Below are 23,224 nucleotides of genomic sequence, written 5' to 3'. Positions count from 1 at the left end.
CCGTCTCCTTTGCGGATCGCTGTATGTCTTCACTGTCGCCTTCCTCTGCGCTGCGCACCCTGCGGGTCGTCTGGCCCTTCGTCATCATCCTGTCCTGCCAGGCACTGGTCGCCATCGTCAGCCTGCAACTGCTGTCGACGGTGCGTGCCTATGTTTCGGCGGAAAGCCTGTGGAGCAAGAGCCTCGGCAACGCCATGCTGGCGCTGGGTGCCTACCTGGACGAAGGGCAGGCCGAGGCCTACCACGACTACCTGGCCTCCATCAGCGTCAATGACCTCGACCGTGCGGCGCGCGAGGCGCTCGACAGCGGTGGCCCGCCTGCCGAGGCGGCGCGGTTGCTGCGCCTGGCCGGCAATCACCCTGACGATATCGACGGCCTCATCGCACTCTTTCAGATGGCTCGCCATGTGGAGCCCTTCGAAGGGGTGATCGCCCGTTGGCAGGTCACCGATCCCTACATGGACGAATTCCAGGCCCTGGCACGCACCGGCTTCGAGTTGATCAAGCTGCATGGACCGGGGCCGGCGCTGATTCCGCTGAAACGCCAGCTGCTGGATCTGCACGACCGGATGATGCCGGAAACGGTGGCCTTCTCGGAGCGTCTGGGGGTGGCGTCACGCCAGCTGGTCGCGGCGCTGTTCATCGCCAATGTCCTGGTCGGCGCCCTGCTGGTGCTGCTGGCGCTCTGGCGCATGCACAGCCTGGTGCAGCAGCGCTGGCGCTCCGAGCAGGCGCTGCAGGCCGAAAAGGAACACATCCAGGTCATCCTGGCCTCCCTTGGCGATGCGGTGCTGGCCCTCAATGCCCAGGGGCGGCTGCTCTATCACAATCCGGCAGCCGAACGCCTGCTGGCGCGGCGGGAGCTGGTCGCAGGCACGCCCGTCACCCACCTGTTCGATATCCAGACCGAAGACCAGCCGCCCTCGAACCTGCCCTTGGCCGAGCGGCTGCGCAGCCTGGACTGGTTGGCGGGCAACGAACCCCTGGCGCATCAGCTGGTGCGCGTCGATGGCACCCGGGTGCCGGTGGCCCTCACGGTGACCGCGCTGCCACGGGGCGAATCGGGTGCCGGTGTGGTGCTGGTGATGCATGACCAGACCCGCGAGCGGGCCTTTCTGCATGACCTGGCCTGGCAGGCCAGTCACGATGCCCTCACGGGATTGGTCAATCGCCGTGAATTCGAGATCCGGCTGGAACGCCTGCTGGCCCGGCAGGACCTGGCGCGAGCCTCCTTGATGTTCATCGATCTGGATCAGTTCAAGATCGTCAACGACACCTCCGGGCATTTCCATGGCGATCGCCTGCTGCGCCAGCTGTGCGAATTGCTCGGGCAGCAGCTGAGGGAGGAAGACTGCCTGGCGCGCCTGGGCGGTGATGAATTCGGCGTCTTGCTGGAGAACCGTGCGCCGGCTGAAGCCGAGGCCGTGGCGGAGCGTCTGCGCTGCTGCGTGGGCGCGCTGCAGTTCGAGGCGGCCGGGCAGGGCTTTCGCGTTGGCCTGAGCATCGGCGTGGTGCATCTGGGTGGTCAGGCTCTCGCACCGGAGGAAGCCCTTCGCCTGGCGGACCTGGCCTGTTACGCGGCCAAGGACAAGGGCCGCAATCGCATCCAGGTATTTGCGCCGGGTGATGTGGAGCTGGACCAGCGCCATGGCGAGATGGCCTGGGTGCAGCGATTGCACCGGGCGCTGGCCGAGGACAGATTCCGCCTGTACGTCCAGCCGATCCTCGGGCTGGGTGGCGAGACGGCCACGGATCGCCATGTGGAGGTGCTGCTGCGGCTGGAGGAGGGCGACCGCTTGATCGCACCCGGTGCCTTCATCCCGGCGGCGGAGCGCTATGGGCTGATGCCGGACCTGGATCGCTGGGTGATCGCCGCGGCGCTGGCCCGTTTCGCCGAGTTGCCCAGCGGACTGCTCGATACCCTGGCCATCAACCTGTCCGGGCATTCCCTGGGCGAGGCGGGGCTGGCGGATTTCGTCAGGGAGCAGCTGCACCGCTGGCAGATCGCGCCGACGCGGATCTGCTTCGAGATCACCGAGACCAGCGCCGTGGCCAACCTGGATGCGGCACGCCAGTTCATGGACGAGTTACGCGGCCTGGGGGTGCGATTCTCCCTGGACGACTTCGGCGCCGGGATGTCGTCCTTCACCTATCTCAAGCATCTGCCGGTGGACTACCTGAAGATCGATGGCAGCTTCGTTCGCCATCTGCTGGAGGATGCGGTGGACAGCGCCATGGTCGAGGCGATCAATCGGCTGGGGCATCTCACCGGCAAGAAGACCATCGCCGAGTTCGCCGAGAACGCCGCGGTGATCGCGGCCCTCGGCGCCCTGGGCGTCGACTATGCCCAGGGCTATGGCATCGCCCGGCCGCAGCCCTTCACCGAGGACACCTGCCAGGCGCTGCTCCGGCAGGTGTGGCACGAGTCCTCAGGGGCGGGCGTCGTCGTCCTTGAAGCGGCGGAAAAGGGTGGCCAGGAGCGCCCCGGAGATGTTGTGCCAGACGCTGAACAGGGCGCTGGGCACCGCTGCCAGCGGTGAGAAATGCGCGGTGGCCAGGGCGGCGCCGAGGCCGGAATTCTGCATGCCCACTTCCAGCGCCAGCGATTTGCGCTGGGCCACTGGCAGCTTGCAGCACTTGCCGGTGAGATAGCCGAGCAGGAAGCCGAAGCCGTTGTGCAGGATCACCACCGCCATGATCAGGAGGCCGGATTCGGCGATGCGCGCCTGACTGGCGGCCACCACGGCGGCGACGATCACCACGATGCTGACCACCGAGGCCAGCGGCAGCACCTCGACCAGGGCGCCGACACGATGACCGAGCAGGCGCTGGGCGACCAGGCCCAGGGCGATGGGCAGCAGCACCACCTGCAGGATCGACCAGAACAGGCCGCCAAAGGAGATCGGCAGCCAGGTGGAGGCCAGCAGCCAGATCAGCGCCGGGGTCAGCAGGGGGGCGAGCAGGGTGGTCACGGCAGCGATGGCCACCGACAGCGCCAGGTCGCCCTTGGCCAGCCAGGTCATCACGTTGGACGCCGTGCCGCTGGGGCAGCAGCCAACCAGGATGACGCCCACGGCGATCTCCGGCGGCAGGTGGAACAGCTGGCAGAGCGCCCAGGCCACGCCCGGCATGATGACGAAGTGGGCCACCACACCCAGCAGCACCCGCCAAGGGTGGCGACCGACGGCGGCGAAGTCCTCGACCTTGAGGGTCAGGCCCATGCCGAACATGATCACCCCCAGCAGCGGCACGATTGCCACGCCCAGTGGCTTGAACACCTCAGGGGCGAAGAACGCCAGCAGGGCGGCGAGCAGTACCCAGAAGGCGAAGGTATTGCCGACGAAGCGGCTGAAGGCGGCGAGCGCGCGCATGGGTTGAACTCCTGTCGAAAAGGCAGAAAAAAGGCCGGTCTCTGCCGGCCTTAGGGGCTGTCCACGTGATCGGATAAGCCTTGTGACTCAAGCGATCACGCGCAGGTCGTCATTACAGTCCCTGGGGCAGCTCTTCGCCACCCAGGGCTTCGATCAGCTGTGGCAGGAATTCCGCCAGGGTCATCATCATCAGCACGAAGCTGGCGTCCTGCTGGCCGAGGGCGTCTTCGCCACCGTCCTGTTCGGCCTGGTCCTGCAGGAGGTCCTCGAACTTCAGGCGCTTGATGGTGACCTTGTCGTCCAGCAGCAGGGCCAGCTTGTCCTGCCAGGCCAGGGCCAGCTTGGTGACCAGCTTGCCGGCGCCCAGGTGGCTCTGGATCTCTTCGCTGGTCAGGTCCTGACCCTTGCAGCGCACCACGCCGCCATCTTCGCCCGCATCGCGCAACTCGCACTCGTCGAGGATGTAGAGGCCATGGGTGGCGTCACCAGCCTTGACCCAGTCGGTAAAGGTGGCCATCGGCGCCTGCTTGACGCCCAGCGGCCGGACCGGCAGCGAGCCCAGGGCATCGCGCAGGGTGGAGAGCAGGTCCTCGGCGCGCTTGGCGCTGGAGGCGTCCACCAGGATCCAGCCCTGCTTGGGATCGATGGCGGCATAGGTGGTCTGGCGACGGATGAAGGCGCGGGGCAGGAAGGCCTGGACGATCTCGTCCTTGATCTGCTCCTTCTCCTTCTTGTAGACCTTGCGCATCTGCTGGTTTTCGATCTCGTCGACCTTTTCCTGCACGGCTTCCTTGACCACGCTGCTGGGCAGGATGCGTTCTTCCTTGCGCGCGGCGATCAGGAAGAAGCCCTGGCTTTCGTGCACCAGCGGCAGGTCCGGGCCCTTGCCGAAGGGGGCGACGAAGCCATAGGTGGACAATTCCTGGCTGGCGCAGGGGCGGGCGGGCTTGGCGGCGAGGGCGGCTTCGAGGGCTTCGGTCTCGAAGGCGACTTCCTGGGTGAGACGGTAGACGAGCAGATTACGGAACCACATGGTGTCACTCCCAAAAACGAAGCGCGCATTATCCGCGTCGCTCGCCCCGGAGGCCAACCCCGGATCGCGGTGGTCGTCGGGAATGCGCGCTTTCTCCAGTTGCCTGGAAGGGCAGCGCTAAGCCTTTGGAAGTGCTGGAAAATTTTTTTTCAAAAAGGGGTTGCCAGGTCGTAAGCCCCTCCGTAGAATGCGCCCCACTTCGAGAGCAAACGGGTGATTAGCTCAGCTGGGAGAGCATCTGCCTTACAAGCAGAGGGTCGGCGGTTCGATCCCGTCATCACCCACCACTCGAGGTAATGCGCAGCGGTAGTTCAGTCGGTTAGAATACCGGCCTGTCACGCCGGGGGTCGCGGGTTCGAGTCCCGTCCGCTGCGCCATTTAAAGGTTGTCTGGTCCTGAACGCCAGCAGCCATCGAATAGCGGCCCTAGTGGCCGCTTTTTCGTTTGGGCGCGATTTTTTCTGGTCGTGTCCTCTGGTGTCTTCCTTCCTTTCCTAGCGCTCCGGTCAAGCGATCTGCCAGCAGGCGGGTCGAGCGTGTGTGTAGATGCGTGTAAAACGCTGCGCGGTTTTCCACCCTGCGGCTGTTGGGCTTCGACGATGGAGCTGTCTCAGCCCAACCTACGGCAGGAGTGCGTCCTTGTAGGTTGGGTTGAGCACAGCGAAGCCCAACACTGCCCCGGGTCGGGCGCCGGCTGTTGGGCTTCGACGATGAAGCTGTCTCAGCCCAACCTACGAAAGGGAGCGTCCTTGTAGGTTGGGTTGAGCGTAGCGAAGCCCAACATTGCCCCGGGCCAAGCTTCGGTTGTTGGGCTTCGACGATGGAGCTGTCTCAGCCCAACCTATGGCAGGAGTGCGTCCTTGTAGGTTGGGCTGAGCGCAGCGAAGCCCAACACTGCCCAGGGCTGAACTCCGGCTGTTGGGCTTCGACGATGGAGCTGTCTCAGCCCAACCTACGAAAGGGAGCGTCCTTGTAGGTTGGGCTGAGCGCAGCGAAGCCCAGCACTGCCCCGAGCCGAGCTTCGGTTGTTGGGCTTCGACGATGGAGCTGTCTCAACCCAACCTACGACAGGGAGCGTCCTTGTAGGTTGGGTTGAGCGTAGCGAAGCCCAACATTGCCCAGGGCCAAGCTTCGGCTGTTGGGCTTCGACGATGGAGCTGTCTCAGCCCAACCTACGAAAGGGAGCGTCCTTGTAGGTTGGGCTGAGCGCAGCGAAGCCCAACACTGCCCCGGGCCGAGCTTCGGTTGTTGGGCTTCGACGATGGAGCTGTCTCAACCCAACCTACGACAGGGGGCGTCCTTGTAGGTTGGGCTGAGCGCAGCGAAGCCCAACAAGGCGGTCAGCCCCTTACCGCTTCCAACACCGCTTCCAACGGATGACGCAGGCGGCGGTCGTCGAGGCGCTTGACCTGGCTGCGGCAAGAGTAGCCGGTGGCCAGGGCTTCGCCCTGTTCCGCCGGTACCGCCAGGGCGCGGGCCCAGGACTGGTCGTAGATCACCTTGGAGGTCGCGAGATTCCGCGCCTCGTGGCCGTAGGTGCCGGACATGCCGCAGCAGCCGGTGCTTTCCGGCTTGAGGCCCAGACCCAGGCGTTCGAACACCTGCTGCCACTGGCTGACGCTGGCCGGGGCGTTGGTTTTTTCGGTGCAGTGGCCGAGCAGGCGATAGACCTTGTCGCCGACCACCTGCTTCTCTTCCGGCAGCACCTGCAGCAGCCATTCCTGGGGCAGCAGCACCTCGGGCATCCGGGCGATGCCGGGGACCTTGGGGTATTCCTGGCGATAGACCAGGGTCATGGCTGGATCCAGGCCCACCAGCCTGACGCCGAAGCCGGCCAGGCTGGCGAGTCCTGCCGCGTTGCGTCGCGCCGTGCGCTCGAAGGCGCCGAGGAAGCCCTGCACCTGCAGCGGCTTGCCGTTGGCGCGATAGGGCGCGAGGAACACTCGCTGGCCGAGCCGCGCGGCCAGTTCGAGAAAGGCCGCGGTGAGCGGCGTCTCGAAGTAGCGGGTGAAGGCGTCCTGCACCAGCACGATGGTCTTGGCGCGTTCTTCATCGCTCAGGGCCAGCAGCCGCTCGGGGGTGGCGATCTGTACCTGCCACTGCTGCATGACCGGCACCAGGTCGAAACGGCTGAGCAGGGGGCTGTCGACCATGCCGATGCGCTCGGCGAACAGCCGCTGGATGGGTGTGGCGCCCATGACGGCGTTGTAGAGACCGGGCGCGCGGGCGAACAGCGGCAGGCTGAATTCCAGGGAGCCGATCAGGTAGTCGCGCAGGGGGCGCAGGTAGCGACGGTGATAGAGCTCGAGAAAGCGCGAGCGGAATTCCGGGACGTTGACCTTGATCGGGCACTGGCCTGCGCAGGACTTGCAGGCCAGGCAGCCGGCCATGGCGTCATAGACTTCGTGGGAGAAATCCGCCTCGGCCTGGCGGCCGTTGCGCCAGCGCTGGGGCAGAGCCTTTAGCCAGTTCAGGGCGCCACGCGGGGCCGGAGCCAGGACATCAATGCCGGCCTGGCCTTGCAGGCGCAGCCATTCGCGGATCAGGGAGGCACGGCCTTTCGGCGAGTGAATGCGCTGGCGGGTAGCCTTCCAGGACGGGCACATGGCGTCATCGGGATCGTAGTTGTAGCAGGCGCCGTTGCCGTTGCAGTGCATGGCGGTGCCGTAGCTCTGCCAGACGCGCTCGTCGAGGGTGCGGTCCAGTTCGCCCCTGAGGGTCACGCCATCGACCTTGAGCAGCTCGGCGCCGCTGGCGAGCGGGGTGGCGATCTTGCCCGGATTGAGCTGGTTGTGCGGATCGAAGGCACCCTTGAGCGCCTGCAGCGCGGGATAGAGATCGCCAAAGAACGCTGGCGCATATTCCGAGCGCACGCCCTTGCCGTGTTCGCCCCAGAGCAGTCCGCCGTATTTCTGCGTCAGTACGGCCACCTGGTCGGAGATCGGCCGCACCAGCGCCGCCTGGCGCGGGTCTTTGAGATCCAGCGCCGGACGCACGTGCAGCACCCCGGCGTCGACGTGGCCGAACATGCCGTATTGCAGGTTGTGGCCGTCGAGCAGGGCGCGGAATTCGGCGATGAAGTCGGCCAGGCGCTCCGGCGGCACCGCGGTGTCTTCGACGAAGGGCTGCGGACGGATCTCGCCCTGGACATTGCCCAGGAGCCCCACGGCGCGCTTGCGCATGGTGTAGACGCGGGTCACGGCATTGCGGCCGATGGCCAGGGTGTGGCCCAGGCGCTCGACAGTGACGTCCTGGCGTAGGTGCTCCAGAAAGCCCTGGACGCGGGCGTCCACTGCCTCGGGATCGTCGCCGCTAAATTCCACCAGGTTGATGCCCAGGGTAGGGCGCTCCACGTCCTCGGGAAAGTATTCCGCCACGCTGTGCCAGACGATGTCCTGCATGGCCAGCAAGAGCACCTTGGAATCCACCGTCTCGATGGACAGCGGCTTCAATTCGATCAAGGCGCGGGCATCGCGCAGGGCGTCCATGAAACTGGCGTAGCGGACGTTGACCAGCACCGAGTACTTGGGAATCGGCAGGACGTTGAGCTTGGCCTCGGCGATGAAGGCCAGAGAGCCCTCGGCGCCGCACAGCACGCTGTTGAGGTTGAAGCGGCCGTCCGGCTCGACCAGGTGCGCCAGGTCATAACCGGTCAGGCAGCGGTTGAGCTTGGGAAAGCGCGCCTCGATCAGCGCGGCCTGGTTCTCGGCGATGTCCCGCGCGCAGCGGTAGACCGCGCCAGTACGGTCCTGGCGGGCGCAGAGGGCGTCCAGCTCGGCGCTGTCCACCGGGCGACTTTCCACACGTTCGCCGCCGATCAGGTAGGCGTCCAGTTCCAGTACGTGGTTGCGGGTCTTGCCGTAGGTCACGCTGCCCTGGCCACTGGCGTCGGTGTTGATCATGCCGCCGATGGTGGCGCGGTTGGAGGTGGACAACTCCGGGGCGAAGAACAGCCCGTGGGGCCTGAGCGCGGCGTTGAGCTGGTCCTTGACCACCCCGGCCTGCACCCGTACCCAGCCCTCTGCGGCGTTGATCTCCAGGATCCGGTTCAGGTGGCGGGAAAGGTCGACCACGATACCGTCGGTGAGCGACTGGCCATTGGTGCCGGTGCCGCCGCCGCGCGGGGTCAGGACCACGCCCTGGAAGCGCGCCTCGCCCATCAGTTGGGCCAGTCGCTGGACGTCGGCGCTGTCCTTGGGAAAGACCGCGGCCTGCGGCAGGCGCTGGTAGATGGAGTTGTCGGTGGCCATGACCGTACGGCTGGCATGGTCCGGTGCGATCTCACCCTGGAAGCCGCTGGCGGCGAGGGCGCTGAGGAAGTCGGTGTAGGCGGCGGCGAGGGGCGCCGGGGCCGGCAGGCGGGCGATCATGTTCATCAGGCGAGCTCTCTGGCGGCGGATGGCCGTCTCCTTCAGCGAACGAAGGAATGGCATCGACCTTTTCTGGCTATAGTAGGCATTCTCACCACAGCGCGCCGGGGCCACAACCGAAGATTCCGCCGCCTATGCCGGAAGATCCTGAATGAATCACCGTCGCCTGACGCCCTCCATGTCGCTGCTGCTGGCCTTCGAGGCGGCGGCGCGCCATGAGAGCTACACCCGGGCGGCCGAAGAGCTGTCGCTGACCCAGAGCGCCGTGGGCCGCCAGGTGCAGGCGCTGGAGCAGTTGCTGGGGCTGACGCTGTTCCGCCGCGAGGGCCGCCAGATCGTCCTGACCGATGTGGGCCGGGCCTATAGCCGTGAACTGGGCCTGGCCTTGGGACAGATCCGCAGCGCCACCCTGCAGGCCATGGCCTTCGCCTCCGGGCAGGGCACCCTGCGCCTCGCGGTGCTGCCGACCTTTGGTTCCAAGTGGCTGTTGCCGCGCCTGGGCGATTTCTATGCCGCCCACCCCGGCATGCTGGTGCACCTGCACTCGCGGATCCAGGCGGTGGACTTCGCCGCCAGCGAGATCGATGCCGCCATCAGCGTCGGCAGCGGTGACTGGCCAGGGCTTTGTGCCCATCCGCTGCAGGCCGAGCAGCTTGTGGTGATTGCCAGCCCGACGACGCTGGCCGCGTTACCGGAGGCGACGCCGGCGACCCTGGCTAGCCAGTTGCTCCTGGGCGTGGCCAACAATCCCCAGGCCTGGGGTGAATGGTTCCGCCACCATGAGCTGCCGCATCGGGCCATGCGCCCGGGGCCGAGTTTCGAGCTGACCTCGCACCTGATCCAGGCGGTGCGCGCCGGCATCGGCATCGGCCTGGTGCCGCGGGTGCTGGTGGAGGACGAACTGGCCCAAGGCGAGCTGCTGGCCTGCGGGCCGGCGCTGGTCAGCCGGCGCAGCTATTACCTGGTCTATCCGCCGCGCAACGAAGGGCTGCCGTCGCTGCAGGCCTTTCGCCAGTGGCTGCTGGCCGAGATCAACGAAGGAGAGGGACAGCCATGAGCAAGCCGGGACAGCGGGTACTGGCCGCGCTGCGGCAGATGATTCTGTCCGGCGAGCTCACGGCGGGTGAGCGGCTGGCGGAGATCCCCACCGCCGAACGCTTCGCCGTGTCGCGCATGCCGGTGCGCCTGGCCCTGCGCACCCTGGCCCAGGAGGGCTTGCTGGAGCGCAGCGGCGCCCGGGGCTATCAGGTGAGGGCACTGACGGGCGCGGATCTGGAAGGCGCGGTGGAAGTGCGCGGTGTGCTGGAGGGCCTGGCCGCGCGCCAGGCGGCCGAGCGCGGCCTGGATGCGGCCACGCGCGCCACGCTGGAAGACTGCCTGCGCCGTGGCGATCGATTGTTCGCCAAGGGGCATGTGCGGCTGGAGGACCTGGAGGAGTATCACGATCTCAATCGGGCGTTCCACCAGGCCATCGTCGCGGCCAGCGGCAATCCGGCCATTGCCGTGGCCCTGGGACGCCACGAGCACCTGCCCTTCGCCTCGGTGAGCGCCCTGGCGGTGGATGCCGAGGATCTCGAGCGCGAGTATCGCCGCTTCAATTTCGCCCACCTGCAGCACCATGCGGTGTTCGACGCCCTGGTGCGCGGCCAGGGCGCCCGCGCCGAGGGGATCATGCGCGAGCATGCCCAGGCGACCCTGGGCTATGCGCGGTGGTTCGGTGGGGAAGAGGGCGAGGCGGGGGCGATGAAGGTGCTGGTGTAGGGCGGGTCCTCACCCCGGCCCTCTCCCAAGGGGAGAGGGGAAGGTAGGGGTAGGGCGGGCTCGGTTTGTCAGAGATCCAGCACCAGGCGCTCGCCCTTGGCGCGGGAGCAGCAGGGGGTGAAGCGGTCGTTGGCGGCGTGCTCGGCCGCGGAGAGAAAGAGGTCGCGGTGTTCGGGTTCACCGGCCAGCACCGGGGTCAGGCAGGTGCCGCAGAGGCCCTGGCCACAGGATACCGGCAGGACGACACCCAGGTCCGCCAAGACCTCGACCACGCTGCGCTCGGCCGGTACCTGCACGCGGCGACCGCTGCGCGCCAGTTCCACCTCGAAAGGGCGTTGCTCGCCCTGGGCCGCGGGATCGGCGGCGAAGTATTCGCGATGGATCTGGCCGGGTTGCCAACCCTGGGCCTGGGCGGCGTCCACCACGGCGGCCATGAAGCCGGCCGGGCCGCAGACATAGAGATGGTCGTCCGGCGCCGCCGGGCCGAGCAGGTGCTGGAAGTTGGGTCTCAGCGCCGGATCGTGCTGGTCGAAGTGGATCCTGACCTGGTCGGCATAGGGCCGCGCCTTGAGCCAGGGGATGAAGGCGGCGTGCTCGCGATCCCGCACCAGGTAGCGCAGGCTGAAGCGCGCGCCCTGCTGATGGAGCTGCTCGGCCATGGCCAGGATCGGGGTGATGCCGATACCACCGGCCAGCAGCTGGGTGCGGCGCGCAGTGGGGACCAGTGCGAAGAGGTTGCGCGGCTCGCTCACCTGCAGGCGATCACCTACCTCCAATTCATGCATGGCCTGGGAGCCGCCGCGGGAGTCGGCGACGAGGAGCACCGCAATGCGATAGCGAGTCGGGGCGGGCTCGGGTGCGGTGCAGAGCGAATAGTGGCGGACCAGGCCGTCGCCCAGGGTGATCTCCAGGTGAGCGCCGGCGCTGAAGCCGGGCAGCGGGCCGCCGTCGGCCCGGGCCAGGTCGAACGCCAGGATGGTGGGGGCCTCGCGTTGCACGGCGGTGACGATCAAATCGAGCATGACTGTCTCCTAGGCGATCTGCCGGACCGGGATGCCGGTGGCGGCCTGTTCGGCGGCCAGCAGGCGGTCGATGATCTGCCGCGACTGCACCCCGCCGGCATCGATGTTGAGCTTGAGCAGCCCGCGCTCGGGATAGCGCAAGAGGTTCTGCTGCTGGCGTTCGAGCATCTCCAGGTCTTCGCCGAAGATCTTGCCCTGGCCCTCGCGGATGCTGGCGGTGAGCTCGGCGTCCTCCGCCTTGAAGTTGCGTGCCATGCCCCAGAAGTACCAGATCGAGGTCTCGGTCTCGGGGGTGATGAAGTCCACCACCACGCTGGCGGCCTTGACCGCCGCCGGGGCGTCGTAGCCACCATGGCCGGCATGGGCCACGCCCACCTCGATCATCACGTGGCTGGGCGGAGTGAAGCGGCAGATCTGCCAGCGATCCACCGGGACGTCATCGGCCAGGCCATTGCCACGTAGCGCCATGCGCCAGAAGGGTGGGGCGGAGATGTTTTCCATGTGCCGGCTGGTGATGACCTCGTCGCCTTCGACGCGGGTGACCGGCGGCGCCTCGTCGATCTCCTTCTGGCCGATGCTGGAGGCATGGACGTAGGTCTCGTGGGTGAGATCCATGAGGTTGTCGATCATCAGCCGGTAGTCGCACTGGATATGGTAGAGACCGCCGCCATAGGCCCAATCGGGGCTTTCGGCCCATTCCAGATAGGGAATCAGGGCCGGATCGGCCTTGGCCTGGTCACCTGGCCAGACCCAGATGAAGCCGTGCCGCTCCACGGCGGCATAGGGGCGTACCGCGGGAAAGACGCCGACCCGCTGGCCTGGCATGCCCAGGGTCTTGCCGCCGCAGCCCATCTCCAGGCCGTGATAGCCGCAGACCAGGGTGCCGTCGCGGACGAAGCCCAAGGACAGCGGCGCGCCACGGTGCGGGCAGAAGTCTTCCAGGGCCACCACCTGGCCGTTGGCATCGCGATAGAAGACCAGGGGTTCGCCGCAGATCTGGCGCCCCAGGGGTTTGTCTTGGACTTCGTCGGGGGTGCAGGCGACGTACCAGGCATTCTTCGGGTACATGATCGGGACCTCTTGTTGTTGTCTATTGGATCCAATAATCGATTGAGGTCATCCAGGGTGTCAATGCGGCTAGTCGGTAGCCAAGAGCGATTGCTGCTCGATAATCGCCCAGTAAATACCTGTCGCTTAGAGCCAATCCGGTCCCGAATGGCCTTGATTGAATGGGTTTCCAAGTGTTGAAGCGGCTGGTGACACCGCCACGGGTGGGACTCGGATAGGCCGAGGCATCTTGTGAATTGGATCCATATTTGCCAGCTTAAGCAGGCTGAGATTCCAACAACAAGAACCCAAGGATGCTCGCCATGTCAGTACTCGTCGCCGTCTTTCCGTCCACGCCCGGGCGCGGCACCTGTCGCCGCCGTCACCTGCTCAGTGCGCGAGGTGGGCTATGACCGACCTGCGCGAGATCATCGACCAGGGATCCATGCGTGGTTTCCAGTACCTGGCGGTGCTGGTCTGCATCCTGCTCAACATGATCGACGGCTTCGATGTGCTGGTGATGGCCTTCACCGCGGCCTCGGTATCCCGCGAGTGGGGGCTCTCCGGCGCTCAGGTGGGGCTGCTGCTCAGCGCCGGTCTGGTGGGCATGGCGGCCGGTTCGCTGCTGCTGGCGCCACTGGCCGATCGCTGGGGCCGCCGCTGGCTGATCCTGGTCTGCCTGCTGCTCTCGGGGCTCGGCATGCTGCTCTCGGCGTTGGCCGGATCACCTCTGCAACTGGCGCTGCTGCGTGGCCTGACCGGATTGGGCGTGGGCGGGGTGCTGGCCAGCAGCAACGTGATCGCCAGCGAATACTCGGCGCGCCGCTGGCGAGGTCTGGCAGTCAGCCTGCAGGGCATGGGCTATGCGCTGGGGGCGACCCTGGGTGGACTGCTGGCGGTCTGGCTGCTGTCGCACTGGGGCTGGCGCGCGGTCTTCTGTGCCGGCGGTCTACTCACCCTGGGGGCCATCCCGCTGGTGCTCGTCGGTCTGCCCGAGTCCCTGGATTTCCTGCTCACGCGCCAGCCAGCCGGCGCCCTGGTGCGGGTCAATCGCCTGGCCAGGAGACTCGGCCAGCCCGAGCTCGCCGTGCTGCCGCCGCGGCTGGAAAACTCCACAGCGGGCGGTACTGTCGGCCGGCTGCTGGCGCCTGCCTTGCGGCGCACGACCCTGCTGGTGTGGACGCTGTTCTTCCTGGCCATGTTCGGCTTCTACTTCATCATGAGCTGGACGCCCAAGCTGCTCACCACCCTGGGGCTGTCCGAGCAGCAGGGGGTGGCCGGTGGCGTCCTGCTGAGCGTGGGCGGCATCTTTGGCGCCGCCCTGGTGGGTCTACTGTTCGCCCGCCTGCCACTGTCCCGGGCGCTGGGCGGCTTCATGCTGACCACCGCGCTGCTGCTGGTGGTCTTCGCCCACCTGGGCAGTTCCTACCTGGGTGCCCTGGCCATGGGGCTGCTGATCGGACTGTTCGCCAATGGCTGCGTCGCCGGCCTCTATGCGCTACCGGCGCTGGCCTATGCCGCCGAGGTGCGGGCCACCGGGGTGGGCTGGGGCATCGGCATCGGTCGCCTGGGCGCCATCCTCTCGCCGGTGGTGGCCGGGTTGCTGCTCGACCAGGGTTGGCCACCGCTGCGGCTGTATCTGGTCTTTGCCGGGGTGTTCGTCGCGGCGGGGCTGCTGCTCCTGCTGACCCGGCCCGAGCAACGACATACCGCCACGGAGCTGAGTCGGCGGCAGGGCGAGGCGCTGGGCTAGCCGCTTTTGGCAAGGTCATCGTTTTGCCAAAAATAGTTAATTGACTTAACTAATTCCCTGGCGTAGCTTCGGCTCCATACCCACCCAACAACAAGAGGCACACGCCATGGGCAGTTACGACGGACGTTGGCAGACGGTCAAAGTGGACATCGAGGACGGTATCGCCTGGGTGACGCTCAATCGTCCGGAAAAACGCAATGCCATGAGTCCCACCCTCAACCGCGAGATGGTCGAGGTGCTGGAGACCCTTGAGCAGGACGCCAGCGCCGGCGTGCTGGTGCTGACCGGTGCGGGCGATGCCTGGACCGCGGGCATGGACCTTAAGGAATACTTCCGCGAGACCGATGCCGGCCCCGAGATCCTGCAGGAAAAGATTCGCCGCGAAGCCTCCCAGTGGCAGTGGAAGCTCCTGCGCATGTACGCCAAGCCGACCATCGCCATGGTCAACGGCTGGTGCTTTGGCGGCGGCTTCAGCCCGCTGGTGGCCTGCGACCTGGCCATCACCGCCGACGAGGCCACCTTCGGCCTGTCCGAGATCAACTGGGGCATTCCCCCGGGCAACCTGGTGAGCAAGGCCCTGGCCGACACCGTGGGCCATCGCACCGCCCTCTACTATGTGATGACCGGCAAGACCTTCAGCGGTCCCGAGGCTGCCGCCATGGGCCTGGTCAACCAGAGCGTGCCGCGCGACCAGTTGCGTGAGGTGACCACCGCCCTGGCGCGTGAGCTGCTGGACAAGAATCCGGTGGTGCTGCGTGCCGCCAAGGTCGGCTTCAAGCGCTGCCGCGAACTGACCTGGGAGCAGAACGAGGACTACCTCTATGCCAAGCTCGACCAGTCGCGGCTGCAGGATCCGGAGGGCGGTCGCGAGCAGGGCATGAAGCAGTTCCTCGACGACAAGAGCATCAAACCGGGTCTGCAGACCTACAAGCGCTAGATCGCCACCGCCCCACGCACAACAACAAGAGGTAGCGTCATGGTCGAGGTATCCCTGCTCATCGGCGGCGCCAGCCGCCCGGCCGGCGACGGTCGCAGCTATCAGCGTTGCCATCCGGTGACCGGCGCGGTGGTCTCCACCGTGGCCGCCGCCACCCTGGACGACGCCGACTCCGCGGTGGCCGCGGCCCAGGCCGCCCTTCCCGCCTGGGCCGCGCTACCGCCGGGCGAGCGCCGTCGCCGTCTGCTGGCTGCCGCCGATGGTCTGGCCGCGCGCAGTAGCGAATTCGTCGCCCTCGCCGGAGAGACCGGGGCCATGGCCAACTGGTACGGCTTCAATGTCCACCTGGCGGCCAACATGCTGCGCGAGGCAGCGGCCATGACCACCCAGATCCAGGGCGAGGTCATACCGTCCGACGTGCCCGGCAGCTTCGCCATGGCGCTGCGCCAGCCGTGCGGCGTGGTGCTGGGCATCGCCCCCTGGAACGCCCCGGTGATCCTCGGTACCCGCGCCCTGGCCATGCCGCTGGCCTGCGGCAACACCGTGGTGCTCAAGGCCTCGGAGCAGAGCCCGGGCGTGCACCGGCTGATCGGCCAGGTGCTGCAGGATGCCGGCCTGGGCGACGGCGTGGTCAACGTCGTCACCAACGCCCCGGAGGATGCCCCGGCCATTGTCGAGCGACTGATCGCCAACCCGGCGGTCCGGCGCGTCAACTTCACCGGTTCCACCCGGGTCGGTCGTATCGTCGGTGAACTGTCGGCGCGCCATCTCAAGCCGGCCGTGCTGGAGCTGGGCGGCAAGGCACCGCTGCTGGTGCTGGAGGACGCCGACCTGGATGCCGCGGTCGCTGCGGCGGCCTTTGGCGCCTACTTCAACCAGGGACAGATCTGCATGTCCACCGAGCGCCTGCTGGTGGACAGCCGTATCGCCGACGCCTTCATCGAGCGCCTGGCGGCCAAAGTGCGCACCCTCAAGGCCGGTGATCCCAGTGCAGCCGATTCGGTGCTGGGCTCCCTGATCGACGCCAGCGCCGGCACCCGCATCAAGGCCATGATCGACGACGCCGTGGGCAAGGGCGCGCGGCTGGTCTGCGGTGGCGAGCTGGAGGGCAGCATCCTGCAGCCGACGCTGCTGGATGGCGTCACCGCCGAGATGCAGCTCTATGCCGAGGAATCCTTCGGCCCGGTGGCGGTGGTGATCCGCGCCGAGGGCGACGAAGCCCTGCTGCGCCTGGCCAACGATTCCGAATTCGGCCTCTCGTCGGCCATCTTCAGTCGCGACACCGCCCGTGCCCTGGCGCTGGCCCAGCGAGTGGAGAGTGGCATCTGCCACATCAACGGCCCCACGGTGCACGACGAGGCGCAGATGCCCTTCGGCGGCGTCAAGTCGAGCGGCTACGGCAGCTTCGGCTCGCGCGCTTCCATCGAGCACTTCACCCAGTTGCGTTGGGTGACGCTGCAGACGGGGCCGCGCCACTACCCGATCTGATCAGCGTCCGCCGTCCCTCGCTCCTGTCGCGACAACAATAAGAGGCGCCCTCGGGCGCCAGCCCAGAGGAGAATTCAAGGTGAGTCACGTCACGCACACCCGCGCGCCCGCTGATCAGCCGCTGCGCTATCGCCCGGTGACCCTGGGCCACCCCGGCGTCACCGTGGAAGAGCGGGGTGGACTGCTCTACATGGCCTCCCAGGAAGCCCTGACCCCGCCGCCGCCGCGACTGTTGGATCGGCTGCTGCACTGGGCCGGGGTGGCACCGAACCGCACCTTCTTCGCTGCCCGGGACACCGGCGGCGCCTGGCGCGACTTCTCCTATGGCGAGATGCTGCAGCGGGTGCGCCAGCTGGCCGCCGCGCTGTTGGAGTTCGGCCTCTCCGCCGAACGCCCGCTGGCGATCCTCTCCGGCAACGATCCCGAACATCTGCAATTGGCCATGGCGGCCCTCTACGCCGGCATTCCCTTCTGCCCGGTGTCGCCCGGCTATGCACTGCTGTCCCAGGATCACGCCAAGCTGCGCCATGTCTGCGGTCTGCTGCAGCCGGGACTGGTGTTCGTCAGCGATGGTCCGGCCTTCCAGAAGGCGCTGGACGCCGTGCTGCCGGCCAACGTGCCGGTGATCGCGACCCGGGGTCAGGTACAGGGGCGCATCAGCCTGGCCTTCGAGTCGCTGCTCGCTCGCGGTGAATTGGCCGCGGCCGAGCGTGCCTTCGCCGCGACCGGCCCGGACAGCATCGCCAAGTTTCTCTTCACCTCGGGTTCCACCAAGTTGCCCAAGGCGGTGACCACCACCCAGCGCATGCTCTGCGCCAACCAGCAGATGCTGCTGCAGACCTTTCCGGTGTTTGGCGAAGAGCCGCCGGTGCTGGTGGACTGGCTGCCCTGGAACCACACCTTCGGCGGCAGCCACAACCTGGGCATCGTGCTCTACAACGGCGGCACCTTCTATCTGGACGAAGGCAAGCCGACGCCCCAGGGCTTCGGCGAGACCCTGCGCAACCTGCGCGAGGTATCACCCACCGCCTACCTGACGGTGCCGCGCGGCTGGGAAGAGTTGGCCAATGCCCTGGAGCGCGACGCCGAGTTGCGCGAGCGCTTCTTCGCCCGCATGCGGCTGTTCTTCTTTGCCGCGGCGGGGCTGTCGCAAAGCGTCTGGGATCGTCTGGATCGCATCGCCGAGGCCCACTGCGGCGAACGCATCCGCATGATGGCCGGCCTGGGTATGACCGAGGCCTCGCCCAGTTGCACCTTCACCACCGGACCCCTGTCGGTGGCCGGCTACGTCGGGGTACCGGCGCCGGGGTGCGAACTCAAGCTGGTGCCGGTGGACGGCAAGCTGGAAGGGCGCTTCCGCGGGCCGCACATCATGCCTGGCTACTGGCGCGATGCCGGCCAGACCGCCGCCTGCTTCGACGAAGAGGGGTTCTACTGCTCGGGCGATGCCCTCAAGCTGGTCGATCCGGCCAACCCGCAACTGGGCCTGATGTTCGATGGCCGCATCGCCGAGGACTTCAAGCTGTCGTCCGGGGTGTTCGTCAGCGTCGGTCCCCTACGCAATCGCGCGGTGCTGGAGGGCACGCCGCTGGTGCAGGACGTGGTGGTGGCGGCGCCGGATCGCGAGTGTCTGGGACTGCTGGTCTTCCCGCGCCTGGCGGATTGCCGGCAACTGGCCGGGCTGGACGACGGCGTCGATGCCGCCACGGTACTGGCCAGCGCGCCGGTGCAGGACTGGTTCGCCGCCTGGCTCAAGCGCCTCAATCGCGAGGCCTCGGGCAACGCCAGCCGCCTGGAATGGATCGCCCTGCAGGAGGAACCGCCATCCGCCGACCGTGGTGAGATCACCGACAAGGGCTCGCTCAACCAGCGCAGCGTCCTGACCCATCGCGCGGAACGCCTGGAAGCCTGCTATCGCGGAACGGCGCCGCTGTTGATCAGGGCGTGACGATAGGTACCGGGGTCCCCCTCACCCCAGCCCTCTCCCCGAGGGAGAGGGGGCGTTCGGTGCAGGTTGGCTTTCCGTAGGTTGCGGCTGAGCACAGCGAAGCCCAACAGGGCGCTGCCTCAGGCGCTGTCGATCTCCCTCACCCCGGCCCTCTCCCCGAGGAAGAGGGGGCGATCGGTGCAAGCTAGCTTTCCGTAGGTTGCGGCTGAGCACAGCGAAGCCTAACAGGGCGCTGCCCCAGACGCTGCCAATCTCCCTCACCCCAACCCTCTCTCTGATGGAGAGGGGGCGATCGGTGCAAGCTAGCTTTTCGTAGGTTGCGGCTGAGCGCAGCGAAGCCCAACAGGGTACTGCCCCAGACGCTGCCAGTATCCCTCACCCCAACCCTCTCCCCGAGGGAGAGGGGGCGATCGGTGCAAGCTGGCTTTTCGTAGGTTGCGGCTGAGCGCAGCGAAGCCCAACACAACACCCGGCGATCAACCTTCAGCCCAGCTCTCCATTGAGCTTGCGCAGCAGGCGCAACAGCTCGGTTCGTTCGGCGTCGTCCAGCGGGGCGCTGGCGGCACGGTCGCTGGCAGCGGCGCGTTCTTTGAGTTCGCCCACCAGGGCGCGGCCCTGCTCGGTGAGGTGCAGGGCGTAGGCGCGGCGATCCTGGGTGCCGCGCACCCGCTCGGCCAGGCCCTGGCGTTCCAGCTTGTTCAGCAGCAGGACCAGTTGCGGCGGCTCGATGGCCAGGCGCCGGGCCAGGTCGGCCTGCATCAGGCCCGGTTCCTGTTCGAGGATCACCAGGGCGGTGAACTGGGCAGGGCGCAGGTCGTATTCGGCCAGGCTGTCCACCAGGTGCTGGAACATCTTCATCTGGGCGCGGCGCAGGGCATAGCCTACGGCGGTGTCCAGCCAGGGAGTGGCGGCAGGGTCCAGGGGCGTGGCGTCGTCGGGGGAACTCATCGGCGGGAAGGGCTTCCGTCGGAGATGGCGAGAGGAGGGTATCGAGGGGTCATTCTAGTCCAGATCCCGTCTCGCGCGTCGATGGCGATAGGCGAACTGGGCACGACTCAGGCCGAGCAGTCGTGCCGCGGCGGCCACGTTGCCGTGGCTGTGCGCCAGGGCTTCGTCGAGCAGCTCGGCTTCCAGCTGGCCCAGGTGCAGCGGGCGTTCGCCAGCCACGCCGAGGCGCTCCAGCCAACCGGCTGTCTGCGGCGCCGGTTCCAGGAGGTCGGCCGGCAGCGGCTCGCCGCGAAACAGGTGGGGCAGGTCGATGAGTTCGCCCGGATCGCTGGCGATCACCCCGCGCTCCACCAGATTCTGCAATTCCCGTACGTTGCCGGGAAAATCGTAGCGCAGCAGCGCCTTGAGGGCGCGCATGGTCAGCCCCACCGGCGGGCGTTCGTAGGCGGCGCAGAAGCGGCGCAGGAACAGATCCACCAGCAGCGGTACGTCGTCGCGGCGGTCCCGCAGGGGTGGGATGCCGATGGGATAGACGTTGAGACGATAGAAGAGGTCTTCGCGGAAGTCGCCACGGCGCACCGCGTCGCGCAGGTCCAGGTTGGTGGCGGCGACTACCCGTACGTCCACCCTGAGGGTGCGGCTGCCGCCGACCCGTTCGATCTCCCGCTCCTGCAGCGCGCGCAGCAGCTTGCCCTGACCGGGCAGGCTCAGGCAGGCGATCTCGTCGAGGAACAGCGTACCGCCCTGGGCCCGTTCGAAGCGCCCGGCGCGGGACTGGTTGGCGCCGGTATAGGCACCGCGCTCCACGCCGAACAATTCGGCTTCGATGAGATTCTCGGGAATGGCCGCGCAGTTGAGCGCGACGAAGGGGCCGTCGGCGCGGCGGCTGAGGCGGTGAAGGTGGCTGGCGAACAGCTCCTTACCCACTCCGGATTCGCCAGTGAGCAGCACCGTGGCCGGGGTCGGGGCGACCCGTTGTAGCGCCTGGAAGGCGCTGTTGAAGGCCGCCGAGGCGCCTACCAGCGGCTGGCCGTCGACGGCGTGGGGCAGGGGCGCGGGCAGGCGTTCGGTGGCGGCTGTCTCGGGAGCGCCGTCGCCGGCGGCATTGAGATAGCGCAGGTCCTCCGCCACGTCGGGCCAGCGTTCGGCATTGCGGCCTTCGACCCGGCAGACATGGTGGCCCATGGCCCGGCATTCCACCTCGCGAAAGATCACCAGGCGGCCGAACAGGCTGCTGACGTAGCCGATGGCATAGCCGATCTCCATCCAGCAGGCCGGATCGCTGCCCTGGCCATGGGCGATCTGGTGCTCGTCGCATTCGGCCGAGTGGTGCCAGAGGAATTCGCCGCCATAGCGGCCCTGATCGACATCGAATTCGAAATGCAGCGGCTCGACCCGCACCAGCCCCTCCAGGCCGTGCAGGCGGGTGCCGGCCGCGAAGATGGCGGCGGCGTCGGCCTGGGGCCAGCGCTTGCGCACCAGCTCGGCATCGCGCACTCCGGACAGATAGCCGACCCGGGTCAGCAGCCCGCGGGCGCGTTCCTGACCCAGGGCGCCGATCAGCTCGCGCCGCAGGGCGCCAAAGGCGGAGGCATGCACCAGCAGCATGCGCTGGTCGTTGAGCCAGATGCGACCATCGCCGGGCGAGAAGAACAGGCACTCGGCCAGTTCCGCCTGGGTCGGGCTGGCGCTGCCGTCCCAGGCGGCGCTGTCGCCCCGGTACAGGCCAGGGGTGACCTGCTGCAAGGCGTTGAGGGACAGGCGTTCGGACCGGGCCATGGCACCACCTCCCAGGTGACTTGCGCAAATGCGCAATCGAGGAAAAGGTTATACCTCATAACTTTATCTTTTGAGCAAGGCGTTTGCCGGGTGGGCTGGGTGTCTTTGCCCACCTAAATCAGCAAGTCCCTGATTGAACGACTCTTTCTCCTGCCAGCCCGGGCTGGGCACAGCCCTTGCTCCCTTATCTGTGCCCACCGCGGCCCGATAACAACAAGGAGAAGGCTATGAGCAGACCATCCACGCCGTTCCTGGACGGCGCACCCTGGCGCGAGCGGATTTTCGATGGCGACTGGATCGCCGCTAAGGGCGGCACCCTGGAGGTCATCGAACCCGCCACCGGCCAGCCCCTGCATCGCACGGGCCTCGCCAGCGTCGCCGACATCGACCAGGCCTGCGCCAAGGCGGCCCAGGCGCAACCGGCCTGGGCCGCCTGGACGGCCCGGCAAAAGGCCGCGCTGTTCCTGGCGGCCGCCGCGCAGCTCGAATTGAATCGCGCCGAACTGGCACCCCTGATCGCCCGGGAGACCGGCGGCATCCTGTCCAAGGCCGAGCTGGAGCTGCGCGAAGCCGGAGTCATCCTGCAGCAGGTCGCCGGCCAGTTGCTGCAGCCCCATGGCGTGGTTCTGCCCAGCGAGCGTGGTGCCCTGTCCTATGCCCGCCGCCTGCCCCATGGCGTGGTGGGGGTGATCTCGCCCTTCAACTTCCCGCTGATCCTTTCCCTGCGCGCCGTGGCCCCGGCGCTGGCCTGCGGCAATGCCGTGGTACTCAAGCCGGATCACCAGACGCCGGTGAGCGGCGGCGTGCTGATCGCCCGACTGTTCGAGGCCATCGGCCTGCCCAAAGGCGTGCTGCAGGTGCTGCCCGGTCGCGCCGAGGCCGGGGCGGCGCTCTGCGCCCATCCCCAGGTGCGGATGATCGCCTTCACCGGCTCGACCCAGGCCGGGCGCCAGGTGGCGGAAAGCGCCGGGCGCCATCTGAAGAAGGTGGCGCTGGAGCTGGGCGGCAAGAATCCGCTGATCGTGCTCGATGACGCCGATCTCGACCGCGCCGCCAGCTGCGCCGCCTGGGGCAGCTTCCTGCACCAGGGCCAGATCTGCATGGCCACCGGCCTGATCCTGGTGCACCAGCGCATCGCCGCCGCCTTCAGCGAACGCCTGGTCGCCCGCGCCGCCGCCCTGCGCCTGGGTGATCCCCTGGAGCCCAGCACCCAACTCGGTCCGCTGATCAACGACCGGCAGTTGCGACGGGTGCAGGGCATCGTCGCCGATAGCCTCGCCGCCGGTGCCCGGCTGCTGCAGGGCGGTCATCACGAAGGCCTCTTCTATGCCCCCACGGTGCTCGCCGACGTCCGCCCCGGCATGCGGGCCTTCGATGAGGAAGTCTTCGGCCCGGTGGCCAGCGTGGTGACCTTCGCCGACGAGTCCGAGGCCATCGACCTGGCCAACCGCACCCCCTATGGCCTGGCGGCCGGTGTGCTGTCCGGCTCCCTGGCGCGGGCCCGGGCCCTGGGCGAACGGCTGGAGTGCGGAATGCTGCACCTCAACGACCAGACGGTGAACGACGAGGTGGTCAATCCCTTCGGCGGCCGTGGCCAGTCCGGCAATGGCGGCAGCGTCGGTGGCCTGTGCAACTGGGACGACTACAGCCAGTGGCAATGGGTGACCGAGCATAACGAGCCGCCACGCTATCCCTTCTGAGAGCCTGCTCAAAGGCTGCTGCGCGTCGGCCAAACCGCGTTGAACACGACCTGGGTCGCCAGCCCGAT

At 67.5% G+C, this 23,224-nt stretch carries 15 protein-coding genes and 2 tRNA genes; 10 read left to right on the top strand and 7 right to left on the bottom strand.

Features of this window, described 5'->3' with window-relative positions; all coding sequences use genetic code 11:
- Positions 1-23 precede the first annotated feature (23 nt).
- Positions 24-2,540: a putative bifunctional diguanylate cyclase/phosphodiesterase gene (locus NRG74_RS09460; RefSeq protein ID WP_257706366.1), complete on the top strand. Its 2,517-nt coding sequence runs from the start codon at positions 24-26 to the stop codon at positions 2,538-2,540.
- Here NRG74_RS09460 and NRG74_RS09455 read toward each other — a convergent pair.
- Together NRG74_RS09455 and rdgC are read right to left on the bottom strand one after the other, a co-directional pair.
- Positions 2,430-3,371, bottom strand: coding sequence for a bile acid:sodium symporter family protein (locus tag NRG74_RS09455; RefSeq protein WP_064306567.1), 942 nt, complete (start codon positions 3,369-3,371; stop codon positions 2,430-2,432). The two genes, NRG74_RS09460 and NRG74_RS09455, sit on opposite strands and share 111 nt — an antisense overlap.
- 112 nt (positions 3,372-3,483) lie before the next feature.
- Entirely contained in the window at positions 3,484-4,404 is a 921-nt protein-coding gene (gene rdgC, locus NRG74_RS09450; protein WP_257706365.1) for a recombination-associated protein RdgC, read from the bottom strand.
- Between the two features lie 211 nt (positions 4,405-4,615).
- Here rdgC and NRG74_RS09445 point away from each other — a divergent pair.
- Both NRG74_RS09445 and NRG74_RS09440 read left to right on the top strand, forming a co-directional pair.
- Positions 4,616-4,691 (top strand) — tRNA-Val (locus NRG74_RS09445).
- 13 nt (positions 4,692-4,704) lie between these two features.
- Positions 4,705-4,781 (top strand) — tRNA-Asp (locus NRG74_RS09440).
- Positions 4,782-5,743: 962 nt separating this feature from the next.
- On the opposite strand, the gene ydiJ is transcribed toward NRG74_RS09440, so the two are convergent.
- Complete coding sequence (gene ydiJ, locus NRG74_RS09435) at positions 5,744-8,773, bottom strand: D-2-hydroxyglutarate dehydrogenase YdiJ (RefSeq protein ID WP_257706579.1); 3,030 nt, start codon at positions 8,771-8,773, stop codon at positions 5,744-5,746.
- A 151-nt stretch (positions 8,774-8,924) separates the two neighbouring features.
- On the opposite strand from ydiJ, the gene NRG74_RS09430 reads away from it, so the two are divergent.
- Positions 8,925-9,830 carry a LysR substrate-binding domain-containing protein gene (locus NRG74_RS09430; protein ID WP_064306566.1) on the top strand — a complete coding sequence of 302 codons (906 nt, stop codon included), beginning with the start codon at positions 8,925-8,927 and terminating at the stop codon, positions 9,828-9,830.
- On the top strand, positions 9,827-10,534 hold the full coding sequence (locus tag NRG74_RS09425) for a GntR family transcriptional regulator (RefSeq protein WP_257706364.1): 708 nt from the start codon (positions 9,827-9,829) through the stop codon (positions 10,532-10,534). The genes NRG74_RS09430 and NRG74_RS09425 overlap by 4 nt, the downstream gene beginning before the upstream one ends.
- 68 nt (positions 10,535-10,602) lie before the next feature.
- Here the strand turns inward: NRG74_RS09425 and NRG74_RS09420 are convergent, their stop codons facing one another.
- Both NRG74_RS09420 and NRG74_RS09415 read right to left on the bottom strand, forming a co-directional pair.
- Positions 10,603-11,556: a PDR/VanB family oxidoreductase gene (locus NRG74_RS09420; RefSeq protein WP_257706363.1), complete on the bottom strand. Its 954-nt coding sequence runs from the start codon at positions 11,554-11,556 to the stop codon at positions 10,603-10,605.
- A 9-nt stretch (positions 11,557-11,565) separates the two neighbouring features.
- A complete protein-coding gene (locus NRG74_RS09415; protein ID WP_257706362.1) occupies positions 11,566-12,624 on the bottom strand; it encodes an aromatic ring-hydroxylating dioxygenase subunit alpha in 1,059 nt (352 codons plus the stop codon).
- A 388-nt stretch (positions 12,625-13,012) separates the two neighbouring features.
- Between NRG74_RS09415 and NRG74_RS09410 the strand changes: the two genes are divergently transcribed.
- The 4 genes from NRG74_RS09410 to NRG74_RS09395 all read left to right on the top strand — a co-directional run bounded on the left by NRG74_RS09410 (position 13,013) and on the right by NRG74_RS09395 (position 18,729).
- Positions 13,013-14,356, top strand: coding sequence for an MFS transporter (locus NRG74_RS09410; RefSeq protein WP_173146809.1), 1,344 nt, complete (start codon positions 13,013-13,015; stop codon positions 14,354-14,356).
- A 106-nt stretch (positions 14,357-14,462) separates the two neighbouring features.
- On the top strand, positions 14,463-15,293 hold the full coding sequence (locus NRG74_RS09405) for a p-hydroxycinnamoyl CoA hydratase/lyase (protein WP_058792502.1): 831 nt from the start codon (positions 14,463-14,465) through the stop codon (positions 15,291-15,293).
- Between the two features lie 39 nt (positions 15,294-15,332).
- Positions 15,333-16,781: an aldehyde dehydrogenase gene (locus tag NRG74_RS09400; protein WP_257706361.1), complete on the top strand. Its 1,449-nt coding sequence runs from the start codon at positions 15,333-15,335 to the stop codon at positions 16,779-16,781.
- 79 nt (positions 16,782-16,860) lie between these two features.
- On the top strand, positions 16,861-18,729 hold the full coding sequence (locus NRG74_RS09395) for a feruloyl-CoA synthase (RefSeq protein ID WP_257706360.1): 1,869 nt from the start codon (positions 16,861-16,863) through the stop codon (positions 18,727-18,729).
- A gap of 483 nt (positions 18,730-19,212) precedes the next feature.
- Here NRG74_RS09395 and NRG74_RS09390 read toward each other — a convergent pair whose 3' ends face one another.
- Both NRG74_RS09390 and NRG74_RS09385 read right to left on the bottom strand, forming a co-directional pair.
- Entirely contained in the window at positions 19,213-19,677 is a 465-nt protein-coding gene (locus NRG74_RS09390; RefSeq protein ID WP_017641863.1) for a MarR family winged helix-turn-helix transcriptional regulator, read from the bottom strand.
- 54 nt (positions 19,678-19,731) lie between these two features.
- Positions 19,732-21,456, bottom strand: coding sequence for a sigma-54-dependent Fis family transcriptional regulator (locus NRG74_RS09385; protein WP_160922968.1), 1,725 nt, complete (start codon positions 21,454-21,456; stop codon positions 19,732-19,734).
- Between the two features lie 227 nt (positions 21,457-21,683).
- On the opposite strand from NRG74_RS09385, the gene NRG74_RS09380 reads away from it, so the two are divergent.
- Complete coding sequence (locus NRG74_RS09380) at positions 21,684-23,156, top strand: benzaldehyde dehydrogenase (RefSeq protein ID WP_257706359.1); 1,473 nt, start codon at positions 21,684-21,686, stop codon at positions 23,154-23,156.
- Positions 23,157-23,224: the final 68 nt, after the last annotated feature.

The sequence above is a fragment of the Pseudomonas oryzihabitans genome (assembly GCF_024652905.1).
GTDB lineage: Bacteria > Pseudomonadota > Gammaproteobacteria > Pseudomonadales > Pseudomonadaceae > Chryseomonas > Chryseomonas benzopyrenica.
The sequence above is the reverse complement of the archived record's forward strand: the minus strand, read 5'-3'. Positions and strand labels throughout refer to the sequence as shown.

Coding starts and splice junctions, on each gene's coding strand:
- NRG74_RS09390 (WP_017641863.1), bottom strand. CDS start 19,677: ATGAGTTCCCCCGACGACGCCACGCCCCTGGACCCTGCCGCCACTCCC.
- NRG74_RS09455 (WP_064306567.1), bottom strand. CDS start 3,371: ATGCGCGCGCTCGCCGCCTTCAGCCGCTTCGTCGGCAATACCTTCGCC.
- NRG74_RS09460 (WP_257706366.1), top strand. CDS start 24: ATGTCTTCACTGTCGCCTTCCTCTGCGCTGCGCACCCTGCGGGTCGTC.
- NRG74_RS09420 (WP_257706363.1), bottom strand. CDS start 11,556: ATGCTCGATTTGATCGTCACCGCCGTGCAACGCGAGGCCCCCACCATC.
- NRG74_RS09415 (WP_257706362.1), bottom strand. CDS start 12,624: ATGTACCCGAAGAATGCCTGGTACGTCGCCTGCACCCCCGACGAAGTC.
- NRG74_RS09385 (WP_160922968.1), bottom strand. CDS start 21,456: ATGGCCCGGTCCGAACGCCTGTCCCTCAACGCCTTGCAGCAGGTCACC.
- rdgC (WP_257706365.1), bottom strand. CDS start 4,404: ATGTGGTTCCGTAATCTGCTCGTCTACCGTCTCACCCAGGAAGTCGCC.
- NRG74_RS09410 (WP_173146809.1), top strand. CDS start 13,013: ATGACCGACCTGCGCGAGATCATCGACCAGGGATCCATGCGTGGTTTC.
- NRG74_RS09400 (WP_257706361.1), top strand. CDS start 15,333: ATGGTCGAGGTATCCCTGCTCATCGGCGGCGCCAGCCGCCCGGCCGGC.
- NRG74_RS09425 (WP_257706364.1), top strand. CDS start 9,827: ATGAGCAAGCCGGGACAGCGGGTACTGGCCGCGCTGCGGCAGATGATT.
- NRG74_RS09380 (WP_257706359.1), top strand. CDS start 21,684: ATGAGCAGACCATCCACGCCGTTCCTGGACGGCGCACCCTGGCGCGAG.
- ydiJ (WP_257706579.1), bottom strand. CDS start 8,773: ATGATCGCCCGCCTGCCGGCCCCGGCGCCCCTCGCCGCCGCCTACACC.
- NRG74_RS09430 (WP_064306566.1), top strand. CDS start 8,925: ATGAATCACCGTCGCCTGACGCCCTCCATGTCGCTGCTGCTGGCCTTC.
- NRG74_RS09405 (WP_058792502.1), top strand. CDS start 14,463: ATGGGCAGTTACGACGGACGTTGGCAGACGGTCAAAGTGGACATCGAG.